Source organism: Fructilactobacillus frigidiflavus (genome assembly GCF_044054575.1).
GTDB classification, from domain to species: domain Bacteria; phylum Bacillota; class Bacilli; order Lactobacillales; family Lactobacillaceae; genus Fructilactobacillus; species Fructilactobacillus frigidiflavus.
In genome coordinates this window covers 563334-577367 of the sequence record NZ_CP168716.1, presented here as the reverse complement: position 1 = coordinate 577367, position 14034 = coordinate 563334, and the positions used below count along the sequence as shown (strand labels likewise).

Below are 14034 nucleotides of genomic sequence, written 5' to 3'. Positions count from 1 at the left end.
CAATTATGTCAAAAGATTTAGTTAGTAAAATGAACCAAGAAATGTTGCAATTATCACCTTCCGCCATTTTAAAATTCAACGATGACGTTAGTCAGATTCCCGGAATCATTCCACTTACCTTAGGGGAACCCGATTTCGCCACTCCTGAACACATCAAAACGGCTGCGATTGACAGTATTAATGACGACGAAAGTCATTACGCTCCCACTAAAGGAACCAAAGCGTTACGAGATGCGGCAGCTAATTTCTTAAATAGTAAATACAATTTAAATTATGATTCGGATACCGAAATTATCATTACGGCCGGAGCAACCGGGGGAATTTACACCGCTTTAACTTCCATTTTGAATCCCGGTGATGAAGTCTTAATTCCGACACCCATTTTCCCTCTCTACATTCCAATTACCTTACTTCGTGGGGCTCAACCAGTTTTCATGGATACTTCTAAAAATGGCTTTGTCCTTTCTCCTGCACAATTAGAACAAACTTTAAAAGACCATCCTAAGACGAAAGCAATTGTTTTAAACTTCCCTTCTAATCCGACCGGAAAAACTTACAACGAAGCCGCTCTCAAAGAATTAGCTGCGATTTTGCAAAAACATGATATTTTCGTGATTTCCGATGAAATTTACAGTGAATTAACTTACGATGCCCAACACGTTTCCATTGCTAGTTTATTACCGGAACAAACCATCTTACTTAACGGGGTGTCAAAATCACATGCGATGACCGGCTGGAGAATTGGAATCATGGCTGCTCCTAAAGAGATTACTAGCCAACTAGAAAAAATCGATCAATTCACCATTACATCACCAACGACGAATGCCCAGTTTGCTGCTGCAGAAGCTCTCTCAAATGGTGCTGATGATGCAGTTGCAATGAAAGCCGAATACCAAAAACGGCGCGATTACGTTTACCAAGAATTAAAAGCACTTGGCTTTGAAATCGCTAATCCAGATGGTGCTTTCTACATTTTCGCTAAAATTCCTGCTAATTTAATCCAAAACAGCATGGACTTTGCTTATGATTTAGCCCAAAAAGGGAAAGTGGCCGTTGTGCCTGGTAGTACATTTGGCCCTGGTGGAGAAGGTTACATCCGGATCAGTTACGCAACATCAATGGATAATCTTAAAAAAGCGATGCACAATATCAAAGCCTACGTGGCTCAGGAAGGAAAAGCCTAATGCCTAAAATTTTAATGTACAGTGTGCGTGATGACGAAAAGCCAGCTATCAAACAATGGAGTCAAGAACATGACGTGACGGTTGATACGACTCAGCATGAATTTCACGATGACACCGTTGCCTTAGCCAAGGGTTATGACGGAATTGTAATCCAGCAACGGGGACCGATTAGCGATAAAACCACGATTTACCCCAAATTAGCTGAGCTGGGTATCAAACAAATTACCACACGAACAGCGGGAGTGGATGTCATCAATCTAGATGCAGCTCACCAAGCAGGCTTGATTGTGACCAACGTTCCCGCTTACTCCCCTAACTCAGTTGCGGAGATGTCAGTTGCCCAAACGCTACGCTTAATTCGGAATCTAGAAATTGTCGAAAAACGGAGTAACAACAATGATTACAAGTTACGCGGTCCGATTGCTCGCGAAATTCGTACTTTAACGATTGGAATTATCGGAGCTGGCCGGATTGGTGGTCTAGCGGCTCGTTTATTTCACGCTTTAGGTGCCAAAGTGATTGCGTTTGATCCAGTTCATCATGACGAATTAACGGATGTTTTAACCTACGTTGCTACCAAAAATGAATTACTGGAACAAGCGGACGTTGTCGATTTACACGTTGATTTAAACGAAACCTCTAAGGGTTTGTTGGACGCGGATGCCTTTCAACACATGAAAAAGGATGCTTTCTTAGTCAATGCTGCTCGTGGTCCCGTCGTCGTGACCGAAGCCTTGATTGATGCTTTACAAAACCAAGCAATTGCCGGTGCTGCGCTTGATACAGTCGAAGGTGAAGCAGCTATTTTTGATAAAGATTTTCAAGGTCGCCCGATTCCAGACAAAAACTTCAATGCGTTACATGCGATGCCAAATGTTATGATTACACCCCACATTGGTTTTTACACCAACATGGCGGTGCAAAACATGGTCGAAATTAGTCTTAATGATGTATTAGCCATTATCAATGGTGAACCAGTGCAAAATGAATTTAAATAGCGTTAGCAAAAAGACCTGCAAAAATTAATTTGCGGGTCTTTTATGCTAAACTAATGCCTAATTACACCTAATTTAGGAGAATTTATGAAAACTAAGAAGACAAAAGCAAATATCAAAAAAGGCATCGTTTTCTTTTTGCTAGAAGGCATATTATTGTATATTTGCATTTTACTATTACATACTAAAATCAATTTAATTTTAATCATTGGCTATCTAATTCTAGGATTTTTATTATTTTTTTGCTTACTCTGTTCAAAATATAATCGATTTTTTAAGAACAAAACCTCTCTTACTTTTATTGCAAAATCGGTTTTAAAAATCAGAAAACTCATTTATTCTATATCATTATGCTGGTTAGCAATTAATATCGGATTAAGTCTTTATTTAATCCCTAACTTAAAAAAATTAAATCGGTATGATATTTTTACAATGATAAGTTTTGTAATAATTGGCGTCTGTGTCGGTAGTATAACCTGGTTAATTTTTAAATTATTTAATTTAAAGGAATCTTAGTTCAATAAACGTTTATTTACTAAATATTGAAAAATCAAAATTGTATATTTTAGGAGACGCAATGAATAAAGAAAAAAACATTAAAAAAAATATTTTATTTTTCTCACTAATGGACATACTATTAGTTTGCCTGATACCACTTATTAACTTCAAAATTAATTTCATTTTATTTTTCTTGTATATTATCCTTGGATCACTCTCCTTTTTTTGCTTATTAAATTTTAGATTTTATAGATTTTTTAAAGCAAAATCTAATACTCCAAAGTTTTTATTATCAATCTTAAAATTTAGATATATTGTTTATTTTTCTACATTAATGTTAAGTCTAATTATTATGTTTTTAATGTTTCAATTTAAAATTACTATAAATTTATATGGTTTTGTGAAAATATTTGGTATTTTTATAATCGGTAATGGAATAAGTGCTATTCTTTGGTCACTTTACTTGTTAAAAAACACAAAGGATATTTGAAACATCTTAAAAATTTTGATTGGAGACGCAATTTAGAATAGAATACCCAAAATAAATTATCTAACATAGACTAAAAAAACTCAGAATAAAATTTTCTGAGTTTTTTTATATTTATTTGTTAAACCATCTATCCAGTAATCAATAATGGGTCATTGTAGTTAATAATTATTTCCACCCAGAATTTCTAAGTATGTCATCGCCGCACTCGCAATTAAGGCTGCTAAAATATCATCCAAATAGACATTAATACTATCAGTTTTATCGTTAATTACCCCAATCAATCCCGGTTTCAAATCATCTAACAAACCATAATGAACCGTTGCGGCTGCCGAAAATTGTTGGGTAATTGCAATTGCCAAAATTTCATCAACGTTATGTCCATTCGCATCTCGCTGCAATCGTGCCTTCAATGGTTGATCATCGGGCATCGTTTCAGCTTGTTCATCTAAATAAAGGGCCGTCAAAATAATATCTGCCACTTCATCTTTATGCAAGACTTGTTGAATCGCATGATCTAACTTTGTTTCATCTACTTCGTCATGGTATTTATCCGTTAAAAAAGTTTTGGTACCGGCCGCAATATCATTAATTGCGACCCCACGATTGGCTAACTGTTGAATGGCTTGTTCTTGTAATAATTGGCTCATAAGATCTCCTCTGAATTTTGATAATAACGCGTAACAATCACGTTAGGAATTGCATTTAAAGCTTGTTGCATTTTAACGGAAGTTTCAGCCCCAAAATCATTGAAACCGACCAGTGTATAAGCATTTTCCCCTTGCGCCCGATTATTCAATTGCTCAATATTAAGGTTATGTTCCCCAAAAATTTTCGAAATTTGTCCAATCATATTTGGAACATTCTCATGGATAATTCCAAAGCGATATTTAGTGGTAAATGGTTCATTAATTTCTGGATAATTAACCGAATTAAAGATATTTCCGGTCGTAAGGTACTGGTCAAGTTCTTTGGCAGCCATTAAAGAGTTCGTCTCTTCGGCTTCTAAAGTTGATCCACCAATATGGGGCATTACAATTACCTGCGGATTATCAAATAAAATTGGATCGGCAAAATCTGTAATATAAATTCGCAACTGGTCTTGATCTAAAGCTGCTTTAACTGCTGTATCATCAACAATCCCACCCCGGGCTAAATTAAGCAAAGCAGCAGTTGGTTTCATGAGTTTTAGTTTTTGCGCATCAATAAAATGACGATTCCTATCATCTAAAGGAATGTGAATGGTAACGTAATCAGCCTTTTTTAAAACAGTATCAACATCCGTTGCATGTTGAATATGCCGATCAATTCGCCAAGCAGTATTAGCATTTAGGCCAGGATCATAACCAATTACATTCATATCGAGTGCTAAAGCCGTATTGGCAACTTTGGAACCAACGTTGCCGAGTCCAATCACCCCTAAAGTCTTTCCCGCCAGTTCAGTTCCACGATAACTCTTCTTATTTGATTCAGTTCGTAACGAAACATCTCCACCTCGGATTTGTTGGGCAAACTCAACGGCCCCCAAAACTGGACGAGCAGCCAATACTAATGAAGCAAGGGTCAGTTCTTTAACGGCATTCGCATTTCCCCCTGGGGTATTGAATACCACAACCCCACGCTTCGATAGCTCCTCAATTGGAATATTATTGAATCCAGTTCCTGACCTTGCAATGGCAGCAACTGAAGTGGGGATGATTTCTTTAAATAAATCTTGGGAACGTAACAAAATTCCAAGTGGCTTTGCCTCAGCATTAATTTGGTAGTCACGGTCGGTTAAATAATCTAGTCCCGTTTGGCTAATGGCATTATAAGTTTTTATGTTCTTCATAGTTCACCCTTTTCAACTGTGTGTAAAAATTCAATTAAGCGATCAACGGCCGCCATTGGCTGAGCATTATACAAGGATGCCCTAAATCCACCCACGGAGCGATGTCCACCTAGATTAAATAAACCATTAGCAGTTGCTTCGCTAACAATGCGGGCGTCCCGGTCTTGATTATGAGTGGTAAACACCACGTTCGTAAGGGACCGGTCTTCCCGTTTAACGGGCGCATCAAATAATTTGGACTCGTCTAAGAAATCATATAATTTACTAGCTTTTTCCTGGTTTCTGCGGAACATTTCAGAAACTCCACCGTTGATTTGAACCCACTTTAAGACCAAATCAAGGGCGTAAATCGCAAAAACAGGCGGAGTATTATACATCGAGTTTTTCGCAAAATAATTTTGGTACCGCATCATCGGGCCAACTCCAGTAATATTTTGTTCATCTAACCAATCCTTTTTGATAATTGCAATGGTTACTCCAGCTGGACCAAGATTCTTTTGTGCTCCAGCAAAAATAGCGCCAAACTTACGTACATCATAGTGTTCTGCCAAAATATTCGAACTCATATCCGCCGTTAAATAACCCGTTGTTTGCGGTAGGTTATCAGCGTGATAAGCAGTTCCTTCAATCGTATTATTAGTGATCAGATGTAAATAATCATAAGTATCGGCTTGAAAGTCTTTCGGCAATTGGGGTAAATAACGATATTTTTCAGCCTTACTGGAAGCAACAATGTCAACCTCTTTTCCTACCATTTGCGCTGCCTGAGCCGCTTTAGCCGCAAAATTACCGGAATCTAATACGGCAATTTTTTGCAGTTGCGTAGCTAAGTTCAATGGCAACATTTCAAACTGTAAGGAACCACCGCCTTGAATAAAAGCGACCTCATAATCAGCAGGAATTTTCATTAATTGGCGTAATCGCTGCTGGGCACTATTCATAATCGCTTCAAATTGCGACGAGCGATGAGAAATCTCGAGCATGGATAAGTGAGAAAACTCCTGCTGTGCTAAATCTGCTTTAATTTGTGAAATAACTGGGGTCGGCAACACGCCGGGCCCAGCTGAAAAGTTAAAGGTCTCCATCTTTTAATTCCTCTCTGAAAGATTAATACCACTCGTTTCAACATAAATCGTATATTATTGGTATTTTTAAATTTTATAACACATTTATACGTATTGTAAACAAATTCAGGTGTAAAAGATTAGATAAAGTTCGTTTTTTAATCATAAAAAGACCATCCTTAATGCACGGATGGTCTTTTTGAGTCATATTCAATTTAATGCTAATTATTCACCTTTTGGAACATTCCAAAAGCTGTCTTTGTTATGAGTTTGGAGATACTTTTTGAATTCTTTTGAGTGGTAAGCCTTATCAACTGCTTTAGCCCACTTTTTATCTTTATCTTGCTTGTTAACGGCCGCAACTAAGTAGTAGTCAGGCTTGATGTCTTCTGAGATGAGCATTGTCTTCGTTGATATCTTAGCTGGATAAGCGGTTGATCCTGGTAAAATTACGTAGTCAAAATCAGAACGAGAACGGGGAATTTGCACATCTTGCATTGCGGTAATCTTCAAATCATATTTGTTAGTCGCGATGTCTTTGCTGGTAGCTTTGATGGGGTCCACTCCTTTTTTCAAAGTAATCCAGCCGGCTTTAACTAAAACATTGTAAGCCCGAGCCATGTTTGATGGATCATTTGGAATGGCAACGGTATCACCCTTGGCAACTTGTTTTAATGAAGTCTTCTTAGCTGGATAAATTCCCGTTGGTACCGTAGGAATTTTAGTCAAAGCAGTTAAATGAGCATGTTTTTCTTTATTAAAGTTATCCATGTAAGCCGTATGTTGATCAACGTTCAAATCAGCTTCACCATTATTAATGGCAACATCGGCTAACGACAAATCACTAAATGATTGGTTCTTAACTTTGTAGCCCTCTTTTTCCAAAATTGGTTTAACACCCTTAAGGAATAAATCACTGTAAGGACCAGGGGATGAGGCTAAGCGAATCGTGTTAGTTTCTGATTGTTTCGGTTTGAGCACAAAACTAAAGATGAAAATAATTCCGAATAATGCAATTAAAGCACCGATAACGTATTTTTTGTTAAACTTCATAATTAATTCTCCTATTTGTAGTTAGTATTCTAATTTCAACACTTTATTACGACCCACTATCATACTTTTTCGCGAAAATTGGATAAAAAAAGACCAATAACTGGAACTGAAGTTATAATATTGAACAGATAAATAAAAGCATCTTCGTTAATTATTCTTGATAGAATTAATTAAAACTCGGAGGTGTTTTTACTTTGGTAAATAATAAATATTCATATGAAACAAAACTTGAAGCCATAAGGCTTCTAAATGAAGGTGTTCCTGGAAGAAAAATATGTAAAAAATTAGGTCTTAAAAGCGATGGACTAATTTATACTTGGAGAAAATATCTAAGAAACAATGATTATCAGAGATTAAGACAACCAGCAGGTAAACAATATAAATATCATAAAGGCGATGATGAGTTGCCATTAAAAATCAAATATGAGCTAGAACTTAAACAAAAAGATGAGGAATTAGCTGTTGTAAAAAAATATTTAATCAAGGAAAGGTTGTGGTAAATAAATCAACGATAATTATGATTGATAGTTTTAAAGGTATTATTCCAATAAAACGTGTTTGTGAGATACTTAGAATTTCTAGGAGTACTTACTACTATCATAAAAATCATTTAATGGATAACGAATTAACTGATACTGAATCAGAAGTTAAAAATATTTGTATAAAAACTAAGTTTTTATACGGTTATAGAAAGATTCATGCCATACTTAATAGGTTTTTTAACTGTAGTATCAGTAAAGTTCAAAAAATAATGTCTGAATTTGGCTGGGGTTGTCGAGTAAGACAAAAGCGTTCTCATAGGCCTGGTAATCCGTATAAGCAATTTGACAATATAATTAATCGTAACTGGGAATCAAATGCTCCATTAAAAAAGTTGACTACTGATATTACCTATATTCCATGCGGAGATAAGTTTATCTATTTATCAACAATTCTTGATGCCTATAATTCAGAAATTGTTGCATTTGAATTTTCTGAGCATCCAGATACAAAATTAGTTATTGATACATTAAACCAATTAGATAATATTGATGGTTCAATACTTCATAGTGATCAAGGAGCAACATATACTTCATTCGATTATTTTGATTTGGCACGCAAAAAAGGCGTCATCAGAAGTATGTCCCGAAAAGGAACTCCAGCTGATAACGCCATTATCGAATCATTTCATTCCACACTAAAGTCTGAAATGATTTATATCAAAGATAAACCAAAAGGTTTATCAGAGACAATTAAATACATTACTGATTATATCAAATTTTGGAATAACGAACGTATATTAACAAAATTAGGCAATCAATCCCCTGTGGAGTACAGAGAATTAAATGCCTAATTAAGATTATCGAATTTCGCTTTTATTTAATTGTTCAAATTAATAGTTGCAGTTCCACTATCCATATTGATAGCTATCGGTCTCTTTTTGATCTAATAAGTCTAAAAAAGGGCGCTGTTATCAGTATGGATTTTCCCAAAGCATTTAGCGGGTTTGCTAAACAATGAGAAAATCCAAACTGATTTAATCATTGTTTAGTTCGACATACAACAGCAACACATTTTCATTTTATTAGGTCTCCTTTGAATTTTTTATTTAGTATAGCACTTACAAAAAATAACTACAACGGTTTTTTTAATTTTTTCTAAAAATTATTTTTTATCCGTTAAATAACTAACTGGCTTTTCCACATTAATCTTGGTTCCATCAAATTCTTTGTCGATGTATTTTTGTACTTTAGGACTGTGGTAAAGCTTAACCAATTTTTTGTATTGTGCTTTCTTTTTACTATTTGCGGCTGTTGCAAGGATATTAATGTTATCCTTTGTCGATTGGTCAACTTTTTCGTGATAAAGAGAATTATGAAGCACATTTAAGTGACCTTCTAACGCAATCGTATTTCCAATTAAAGCAGCGGCAATTCCCTGATCATCAATTACTCGTGGACCAGTTGTATCATCAATTTCTTTGAATTTGAAATCATGAGGATTACTCTTAATGTCATTTACTCCGGACAAACTACCAAAATTAGGTTTCAAAGTAATTAACCCGGCTTTCGCTAACAATTGTAAGCCACGGGAAGTGTTCGCAGGATTATTAGCAATCGCAATGGTTGCACCATTTGGAATTTGTTTGAGGGAATGATACTTTTTCGAATAAATTCCCATGGGCTCTAAATAAGTAGTTCCTAAAATACTTAATTTATGGTCAGGATTATTTTTATTGTAAGCCACTAAATATGCATACGATTGAAAGGCATTAACATCGACTTTTCCTTGCGTTGTCGCCTTATTAAGGGTCACCCCATCCGTAAAGTTCTCAACCTTTAAATCAATGTGATCTTTTTTCGTTTCTGGTAATTTAGCAATGTAATTCCAAATCTTAGCATCTGACCCAATCGTTCCTAAGGTAACTTGGGTTTGGCTCGTACTTTGTTTGTGGTTTTGTTGAACGCCCCACACTCCGATACCCGCTAAAACTACCACGGCTGCCGTCGCAATCCATTTTGTTTTTTTCGACATGCGCTCTTCCTCCTTGTTATTGATATCTCATTCCACCGTCAATCAGAATTGATTGTCCGGTTAAATAATTAGCTTTGTCAGAAACGAGAAACGCAACTACATCTGCCACGTCTTGTGGGGTGGCAGCTCGACCTAGGGCAATTTCATCTATTACACTTTGTCGTTGTTTTGAAAAAGTGGTCTTTTTCAGTTCGGCCGTTCGCTCATCAATCGCATCACGCAACGGTGTTAGCACAATCCCTGGGTCATAGGCGTTGACGGTAATTTTATCTTTCGCTAACTCTTTAGCAGCTGATTGGCCTAATCCCCGAATTGCAAACTTGGAAGCTGAGTAAGCACCTTGTAAGGCTGAACCTTCAATTGATGCTAATGAAGCAGCATTAATAATTTTTCCGCCAGTTCCTTGTTTTTTGAATTGCTGTGCAGCAGCTTGAATCCCCCAGAAGGTTCCTTTCAAATTAACATCGAACAATCTTTCAACTTTTTCCGGATCACTATCAACAATTTCGTCAATAAATGCAATCCCTGCGTTATTTATCAAGACGTCTAACTGGCCAAAGTCGACCACTACTTGATTGACAACGTCGAAAAATTCCGTACGATTAGCAACATCTAAATGATATGCCTTCGCAGTTTGTCCTTCATTGGCATTGATTTCGTTAGCAACTTGCGCTGCCGTTTCATCATTGATATCGGCAATGGCTACGGTATAGTTTTCTTGGGCTAATTGTTTGGCAATTGATTCACCAATTCCACGTCCACTTCCAGTAACAATGGCTACTTTATTGGTCATCTCATTAACTCCTTGATCCCCAAACTTGGTTGGCAGTATCCACAACTAATTTAATCTTGTCCCATTGTTGTTGCTCCTTTAATTGATTACCTTCCTCAGTTGAAGCAAAACCACATTGCGTACTTAACGATAAATTAGCTAAATCAACATATTGACTGGCTTCTTGGATACGTTTTTTTAAAGTTGCCTGATCTTCCAAGTCCGCTTTTTTAGAAGTTACTAAGCCTAAAACAACTTTTTTACCATCAGTAACTTCTGCTAGTGGAGCAAAATCTCCTGAACGATCATCATCAAATTCTAGATAATAATTAGCAACATTTTCTTTGCCAAACAAATTTTTGGCAACCGTTTCATAACCACCACTGGCAGCCCAAGTTGAGGCATAGTTTCCTCGACAAACATGAGTACTAATCGTTAAATCAGCTGGTAAATTTTGTAATGCTGCATTATTAAATTCTAAGTACAACTTTTGTAAAGTATCGATATCTTGATATTGATCAGTCATCAATTTCCAGAAGTCTTTGTCAGCTAACATTCCCCACGTACAATCATCAAGCTTAATATCACGACAGCCCGCATCATATAAGGCAATAAACAAATCATGATAGGCTTGTCCGATATCTTTAACTAATTCTTCGTCGTTATCGTAGTATTCATGTAAAGCGGCAATATTTTCTGGTCCTCGAACCAATTCAGCGTAGAGCTGAGCTGGTGATGGGACACTTTGGCGAGCAGTAATTCCTGGTTGATCTGCTACCAAGCTTTGTAAATATTCAAAGGCCTTTAAATCAGGATGGTTTTTATTAAATTTAATTTTGCCTTCTATTTGGGCCGAATCATTTCTGGTTTCTAAACCGTGAAAGAAATATCCATGTTTTTGATGAGTATGCTTAATTCCCTCAAATCCCCAAAAAGTATCTAAATGCCAATAACTACGACGAAATTCCCCGTCAGTAACCGTTTTTAATCCCGCTGCAATTTCTTGAGCAACTAATGCTTGAATTGCTTGATTTTCTACTTCTGTTAATTCTGCTTTCGTAATTTTATGTGCTTCATAATCTTTTCGAGCGTTTTTTAATTTTTCAGGTCTGAGAAAACTACCAACGATATCAAAATGTTCTTTAGCCATTCTACTTTCCTCCTAAACTAACTTTCTGACATCAGGGTCTGAACTAATCCCCTCATCAAGAATTTCTCGTGACCATTCTTTAGCGGAAAATAATGAATGATCTTTGTAATTACCACAGCTATATTTGTCAGTCCCTTGCACATCTTTCCATTCGATGTCATCTCTGATTTCCTCCAGTGAACCCTTCAAAGCCTTCGCAACTTCTTCAGTGGTTGGAGTTCCCCAGACAATCAAATGAAAACCAGTTCGACAACCAAATGGCGAACAATCAATTACACCATCCAGACGATCACGTAATAATCCTGCTAATAAATGTTCAATTGTGTGTAATCCACCAGTTGGAATGGCATTTTCATTAGGTTGGACCAAACGTAAATCAAAGTTTGAAATGATATCTCCTTTTGATCCTTTTTCTTGAGCAATTAAACGAACATATGGTGCTTTTACCTTTGTGTGATCTAATGTGAAACTTTCTACTTCAGCCATAATTTATTTCTCCTTTAAAATTCAATTTATTTTTTTCAGTTTGCTACGAAAAAATAAGCATAAAAAAATCCGCTCCTAGTGTATTAACTAGAAGCGGATTCAAGATCCACGGTACCATTCCATTTCGATAATTATTTACATAATTATCCTTACTAACGTCATTGAAACAAACTAACGCGTGCAATGAATAATGGTTGCCACCCCATCAGCATTTGAATATCAATGCTGCCAATTAACAGGCCATATTCATGAAAGTCGAATCGATCTGCTCACATCTACCGCAGATTTTCTGAACTATCGAACAATCATTACTCTCCTGATCTTTTTGTTTATTTTTTTGTATTTGACTGTTGAATATTATTATATATAGTTCGGTTTAATTGTCAACGTTTATTTTAATTTTTCTTAAAAAATTTAATCGTCCCCAAACCAATCTTCAAAAACGCTGGTAACTAATTTGTGTAATTGTCCTTGCCAATTGGGGTCCGTAGTTTTAATTTTTTGCGATAAATCAGCGTTGATTTTAGTAAAAATCTTATTTAACTGATCTAATTCTTCATCATTCAACACTTTGAGAAATGGCATCGTATTTTTTACGGATGCCAATGCTTTAGTTTGCCCAGCGGGAGTTAAATCAACCAAGGTAATCCGACGATCTTGCGTTGATTTATGCCGACTGACTAACCCTTTTTTCTCGAGCTTTTTCACAAATTCGGCCGTTGATTGGGCCGTTAAATTTAATTTTTTCGCTAACTCTTTTTGAGAAATATGATCCTGTTGTAGTAAAACCAATAAAATTTTACCTTGTCCGCGCATCGTATTTGGATTACTAACTAGGTGTTTGCGGTCGATTTCTTGAATTGCATCTTGTAACGCATTGAACTCAATTAATTTTTCTGCTGTTTGTTGCCGTTTCGCTTCATCTGTCATCTTCATCACTCCTAAAATCATTATAATTAATCAACCCACCTGAGTAAATCATTTGACACATTAGTAAGGTGCCCTTATGATATAAACATCAGGTACCCTTATTAAATAAAAAGGAAGGTTTCAATTATGAAAGATGCAAATGCAATTGTGGTTAATCACCTTACCAAACGCTTCAAGGACCAAGTCGCAGTCAATGATATTTCGTTTACCGTTAAAAAAGGCGAAATTTTTGGCTTACTCGGTCCCAACGGTTCGGGAAAAACGACTTTATTAAAAATGATGACGACTATTTTAAAACCAACGAGCGGAAATGCTCAAATTTTTGGCGAAGATGTCACAAAAAATAACCAAAAAGTTCGAGAACTCTTTGGTTTAACGGGCCAATATGCATCAATTGATGAAGGTTTGTCGGCTCGGGAAAACTTAATGATTTTCGCCCGGCTCAACGGACTTACTAGAAAACAATCCAAAGAAAGAACTGAAGCGTTATTAAAGGAATTTTCGCTAACCAAATCAGCTAATAAAAAATTAAGTGACTTTTCTGGCGGAATGCGCAGACGACTAGATTTAGCCGTCACTTTGATTGCTCGGCCACCGTTGATTTTTCTCGATGAACCCACTACTGGTTTAGATCCGCGAACACGGCAACAACTTTGGCAAACTATCCGTAACCTGTCTGATCAAGGTTCAACCATTTTTCTCACGACCCAATACTTAGATGAAGCGGATGCACTAGCTGATCGAGTAGCCGTTATTGATCACGGGAAAATGATTAAAATTGGTCAACCAGCAGAACTTGAAGCTCAAGTTGCCAAAGAAAAACTCAATTTAACCTTCGAGTCTGAAACGATTGCCAAAGCAGCGCAAGACTTCCTAAATAAATCTAACCCCACAATTAAAGATAACGTTCTGACAGTTGACTTGGAAAATCCAACTCAAATTCAAGCAATCATTTTAGCCCTCAGCGAACATGATTTTAAAATAAAGGACATGCAAGTTACAAAACCAACGTTAGATGATGTCTTTTTTGCCCTAACTAAAGGAACCAACTAATCAAAGGAGAGTTTTTC

16 protein-coding genes and 1 other annotated feature are annotated in these 14034 nt (G+C 36.3%); of the genes, 7 read left to right on the top strand and 9 right to left on the bottom strand.

Going from position 1 to position 14034, the window contains the following annotated elements; translation table 11 throughout:
- Positions 1-5: 5 nt before the first annotated feature.
- The 4 genes from ACEPSS_RS02910 (at position 6) to ACEPSS_RS02895 (ending at position 3167) form a co-directional block, all read left to right on the top strand.
- Positions 6-1184: an aminotransferase class I/II-fold pyridoxal phosphate-dependent enzyme gene (locus tag ACEPSS_RS02910; protein WP_395320028.1), complete on the top strand. Its 1179-nt coding sequence runs from the start codon at positions 6-8 to the stop codon at positions 1182-1184.
- The gene (locus ACEPSS_RS02905) at positions 1184-2182 is read left to right on the top strand and encodes a D-2-hydroxyacid dehydrogenase (RefSeq protein ID WP_395320026.1); all 999 of its coding nucleotides are present in this window, start codon (positions 1184-1186) and stop codon (positions 2180-2182) included. The genes ACEPSS_RS02910 and ACEPSS_RS02905 overlap by 1 nt, the downstream gene beginning before the upstream one ends.
- Before the next feature lie 84 nt (positions 2183-2266).
- Positions 2267-2695 (top strand): hypothetical protein, encoded by a 429-nt coding sequence (locus ACEPSS_RS02900; RefSeq protein WP_395320024.1) that lies wholly within the window; start codon positions 2267-2269, stop codon positions 2693-2695.
- 61 nt (positions 2696-2756) lie between these two features.
- Positions 2757-3167, top strand: a complete 411-nt coding sequence (locus tag ACEPSS_RS02895; RefSeq protein ID WP_395320022.1) for a hypothetical protein — start codon at positions 2757-2759, stop codon at positions 3165-3167.
- A 158-nt stretch (positions 3168-3325) separates the two neighbouring features.
- Here ACEPSS_RS02895 and ACEPSS_RS02890 read toward each other — a convergent pair whose 3' ends face one another.
- From ACEPSS_RS02890 to ACEPSS_RS02875, 4 genes are all read right to left on the bottom strand, one after another.
- A complete protein-coding gene (locus ACEPSS_RS02890) occupies positions 3326-3814 on the bottom strand; it encodes a phosphatidylglycerophosphatase A (RefSeq protein WP_395320020.1) in 489 nt (162 codons plus the stop codon).
- Positions 3811-4995: a 3-phosphoglycerate dehydrogenase family protein gene (locus ACEPSS_RS02885; protein WP_395320018.1), complete on the bottom strand. Its 1185-nt coding sequence runs from the start codon at positions 4993-4995 to the stop codon at positions 3811-3813. The genes ACEPSS_RS02890 and ACEPSS_RS02885 overlap by 4 nt, the downstream gene beginning before the upstream one ends.
- Positions 4992-6080, bottom strand: coding sequence for a 3-phosphoserine/phosphohydroxythreonine transaminase (serC, locus tag ACEPSS_RS02880; RefSeq protein ID WP_395320016.1), 1089 nt, complete (start codon positions 6078-6080; stop codon positions 4992-4994). Before serC ends, ACEPSS_RS02885 begins: the two co-directional genes overlap by 4 nt.
- A 204-nt stretch (positions 6081-6284) precedes the next feature.
- Positions 6285-7112, bottom strand: a complete 828-nt coding sequence (locus ACEPSS_RS02875; protein WP_395320014.1) for a MetQ/NlpA family ABC transporter substrate-binding protein — start codon at positions 7110-7112, stop codon at positions 6285-6287.
- 194 nt (positions 7113-7306) lie between these two features.
- Here ACEPSS_RS02875 and ACEPSS_RS02870 point away from each other — a divergent pair, with 194 nt between their 5' ends.
- Together ACEPSS_RS02870 and ACEPSS_RS02865 are read left to right on the top strand one after the other, a co-directional pair.
- Positions 7307-7612: a transposase gene (locus ACEPSS_RS02870; protein ID WP_395317661.1), complete on the top strand. Its 306-nt coding sequence runs from the start codon at positions 7307-7309 to the stop codon at positions 7610-7612.
- The gene (locus ACEPSS_RS02865) at positions 7606-8445 is read left to right on the top strand and encodes an IS3 family transposase (protein ID WP_395317663.1); all 840 of its coding nucleotides are present in this window, start codon (positions 7606-7608) and stop codon (positions 8443-8445) included. The genes ACEPSS_RS02870 and ACEPSS_RS02865 overlap by 7 nt, the downstream gene beginning before the upstream one ends.
- A 311-nt stretch (positions 8446-8756) precedes the next feature.
- Here ACEPSS_RS02865 and ACEPSS_RS02860 read toward each other — a convergent pair whose 3' ends face one another.
- From ACEPSS_RS02860 to ACEPSS_RS02840, 5 genes are all read right to left on the bottom strand, one after another.
- Complete coding sequence (locus ACEPSS_RS02860; protein ID WP_395320012.1) at positions 8757-9626, bottom strand: MetQ/NlpA family ABC transporter substrate-binding protein; 870 nt, start codon at positions 9624-9626, stop codon at positions 8757-8759.
- Between the two features lie 16 nt (positions 9627-9642).
- Positions 9643-10419: an acetoin reductase gene (locus tag ACEPSS_RS02855; protein WP_395320011.1), complete on the bottom strand. Its 777-nt coding sequence runs from the start codon at positions 10417-10419 to the stop codon at positions 9643-9645.
- 4 nt (positions 10420-10423) lie between these two features.
- Positions 10424-11548, bottom strand: coding sequence for a 5-methyltetrahydropteroyltriglutamate--homocysteine S-methyltransferase (locus tag ACEPSS_RS02850; protein WP_395320009.1), 1125 nt, complete (start codon positions 11546-11548; stop codon positions 10424-10426).
- Between the two features lie 12 nt (positions 11549-11560).
- Positions 11561-12034, bottom strand: a complete 474-nt coding sequence (locus ACEPSS_RS02845; RefSeq protein WP_395320007.1) for an S-ribosylhomocysteine lyase — start codon at positions 12032-12034, stop codon at positions 11561-11563.
- A gap of 86 nt (positions 12035-12120) precedes the next feature.
- Positions 12121-12367: a binding site (T-box leader), on the bottom strand.
- Positions 12368-12448: 81 nt separating this feature from the next.
- Positions 12449-12964: a MarR family winged helix-turn-helix transcriptional regulator gene (locus ACEPSS_RS02840; protein ID WP_395320005.1), complete on the bottom strand. Its 516-nt coding sequence runs from the start codon at positions 12962-12964 to the stop codon at positions 12449-12451.
- Between the two features lie 126 nt (positions 12965-13090).
- On the opposite strand from ACEPSS_RS02840, the gene ACEPSS_RS02835 reads away from it, so the two are divergent.
- Entirely contained in the window at positions 13091-14017 is a 927-nt protein-coding gene (locus ACEPSS_RS02835; RefSeq protein ID WP_395320003.1) for an ATP-binding cassette domain-containing protein, read from the top strand.
- The last annotated feature ends 17 nt before the right edge of the window (positions 14018-14034 follow it).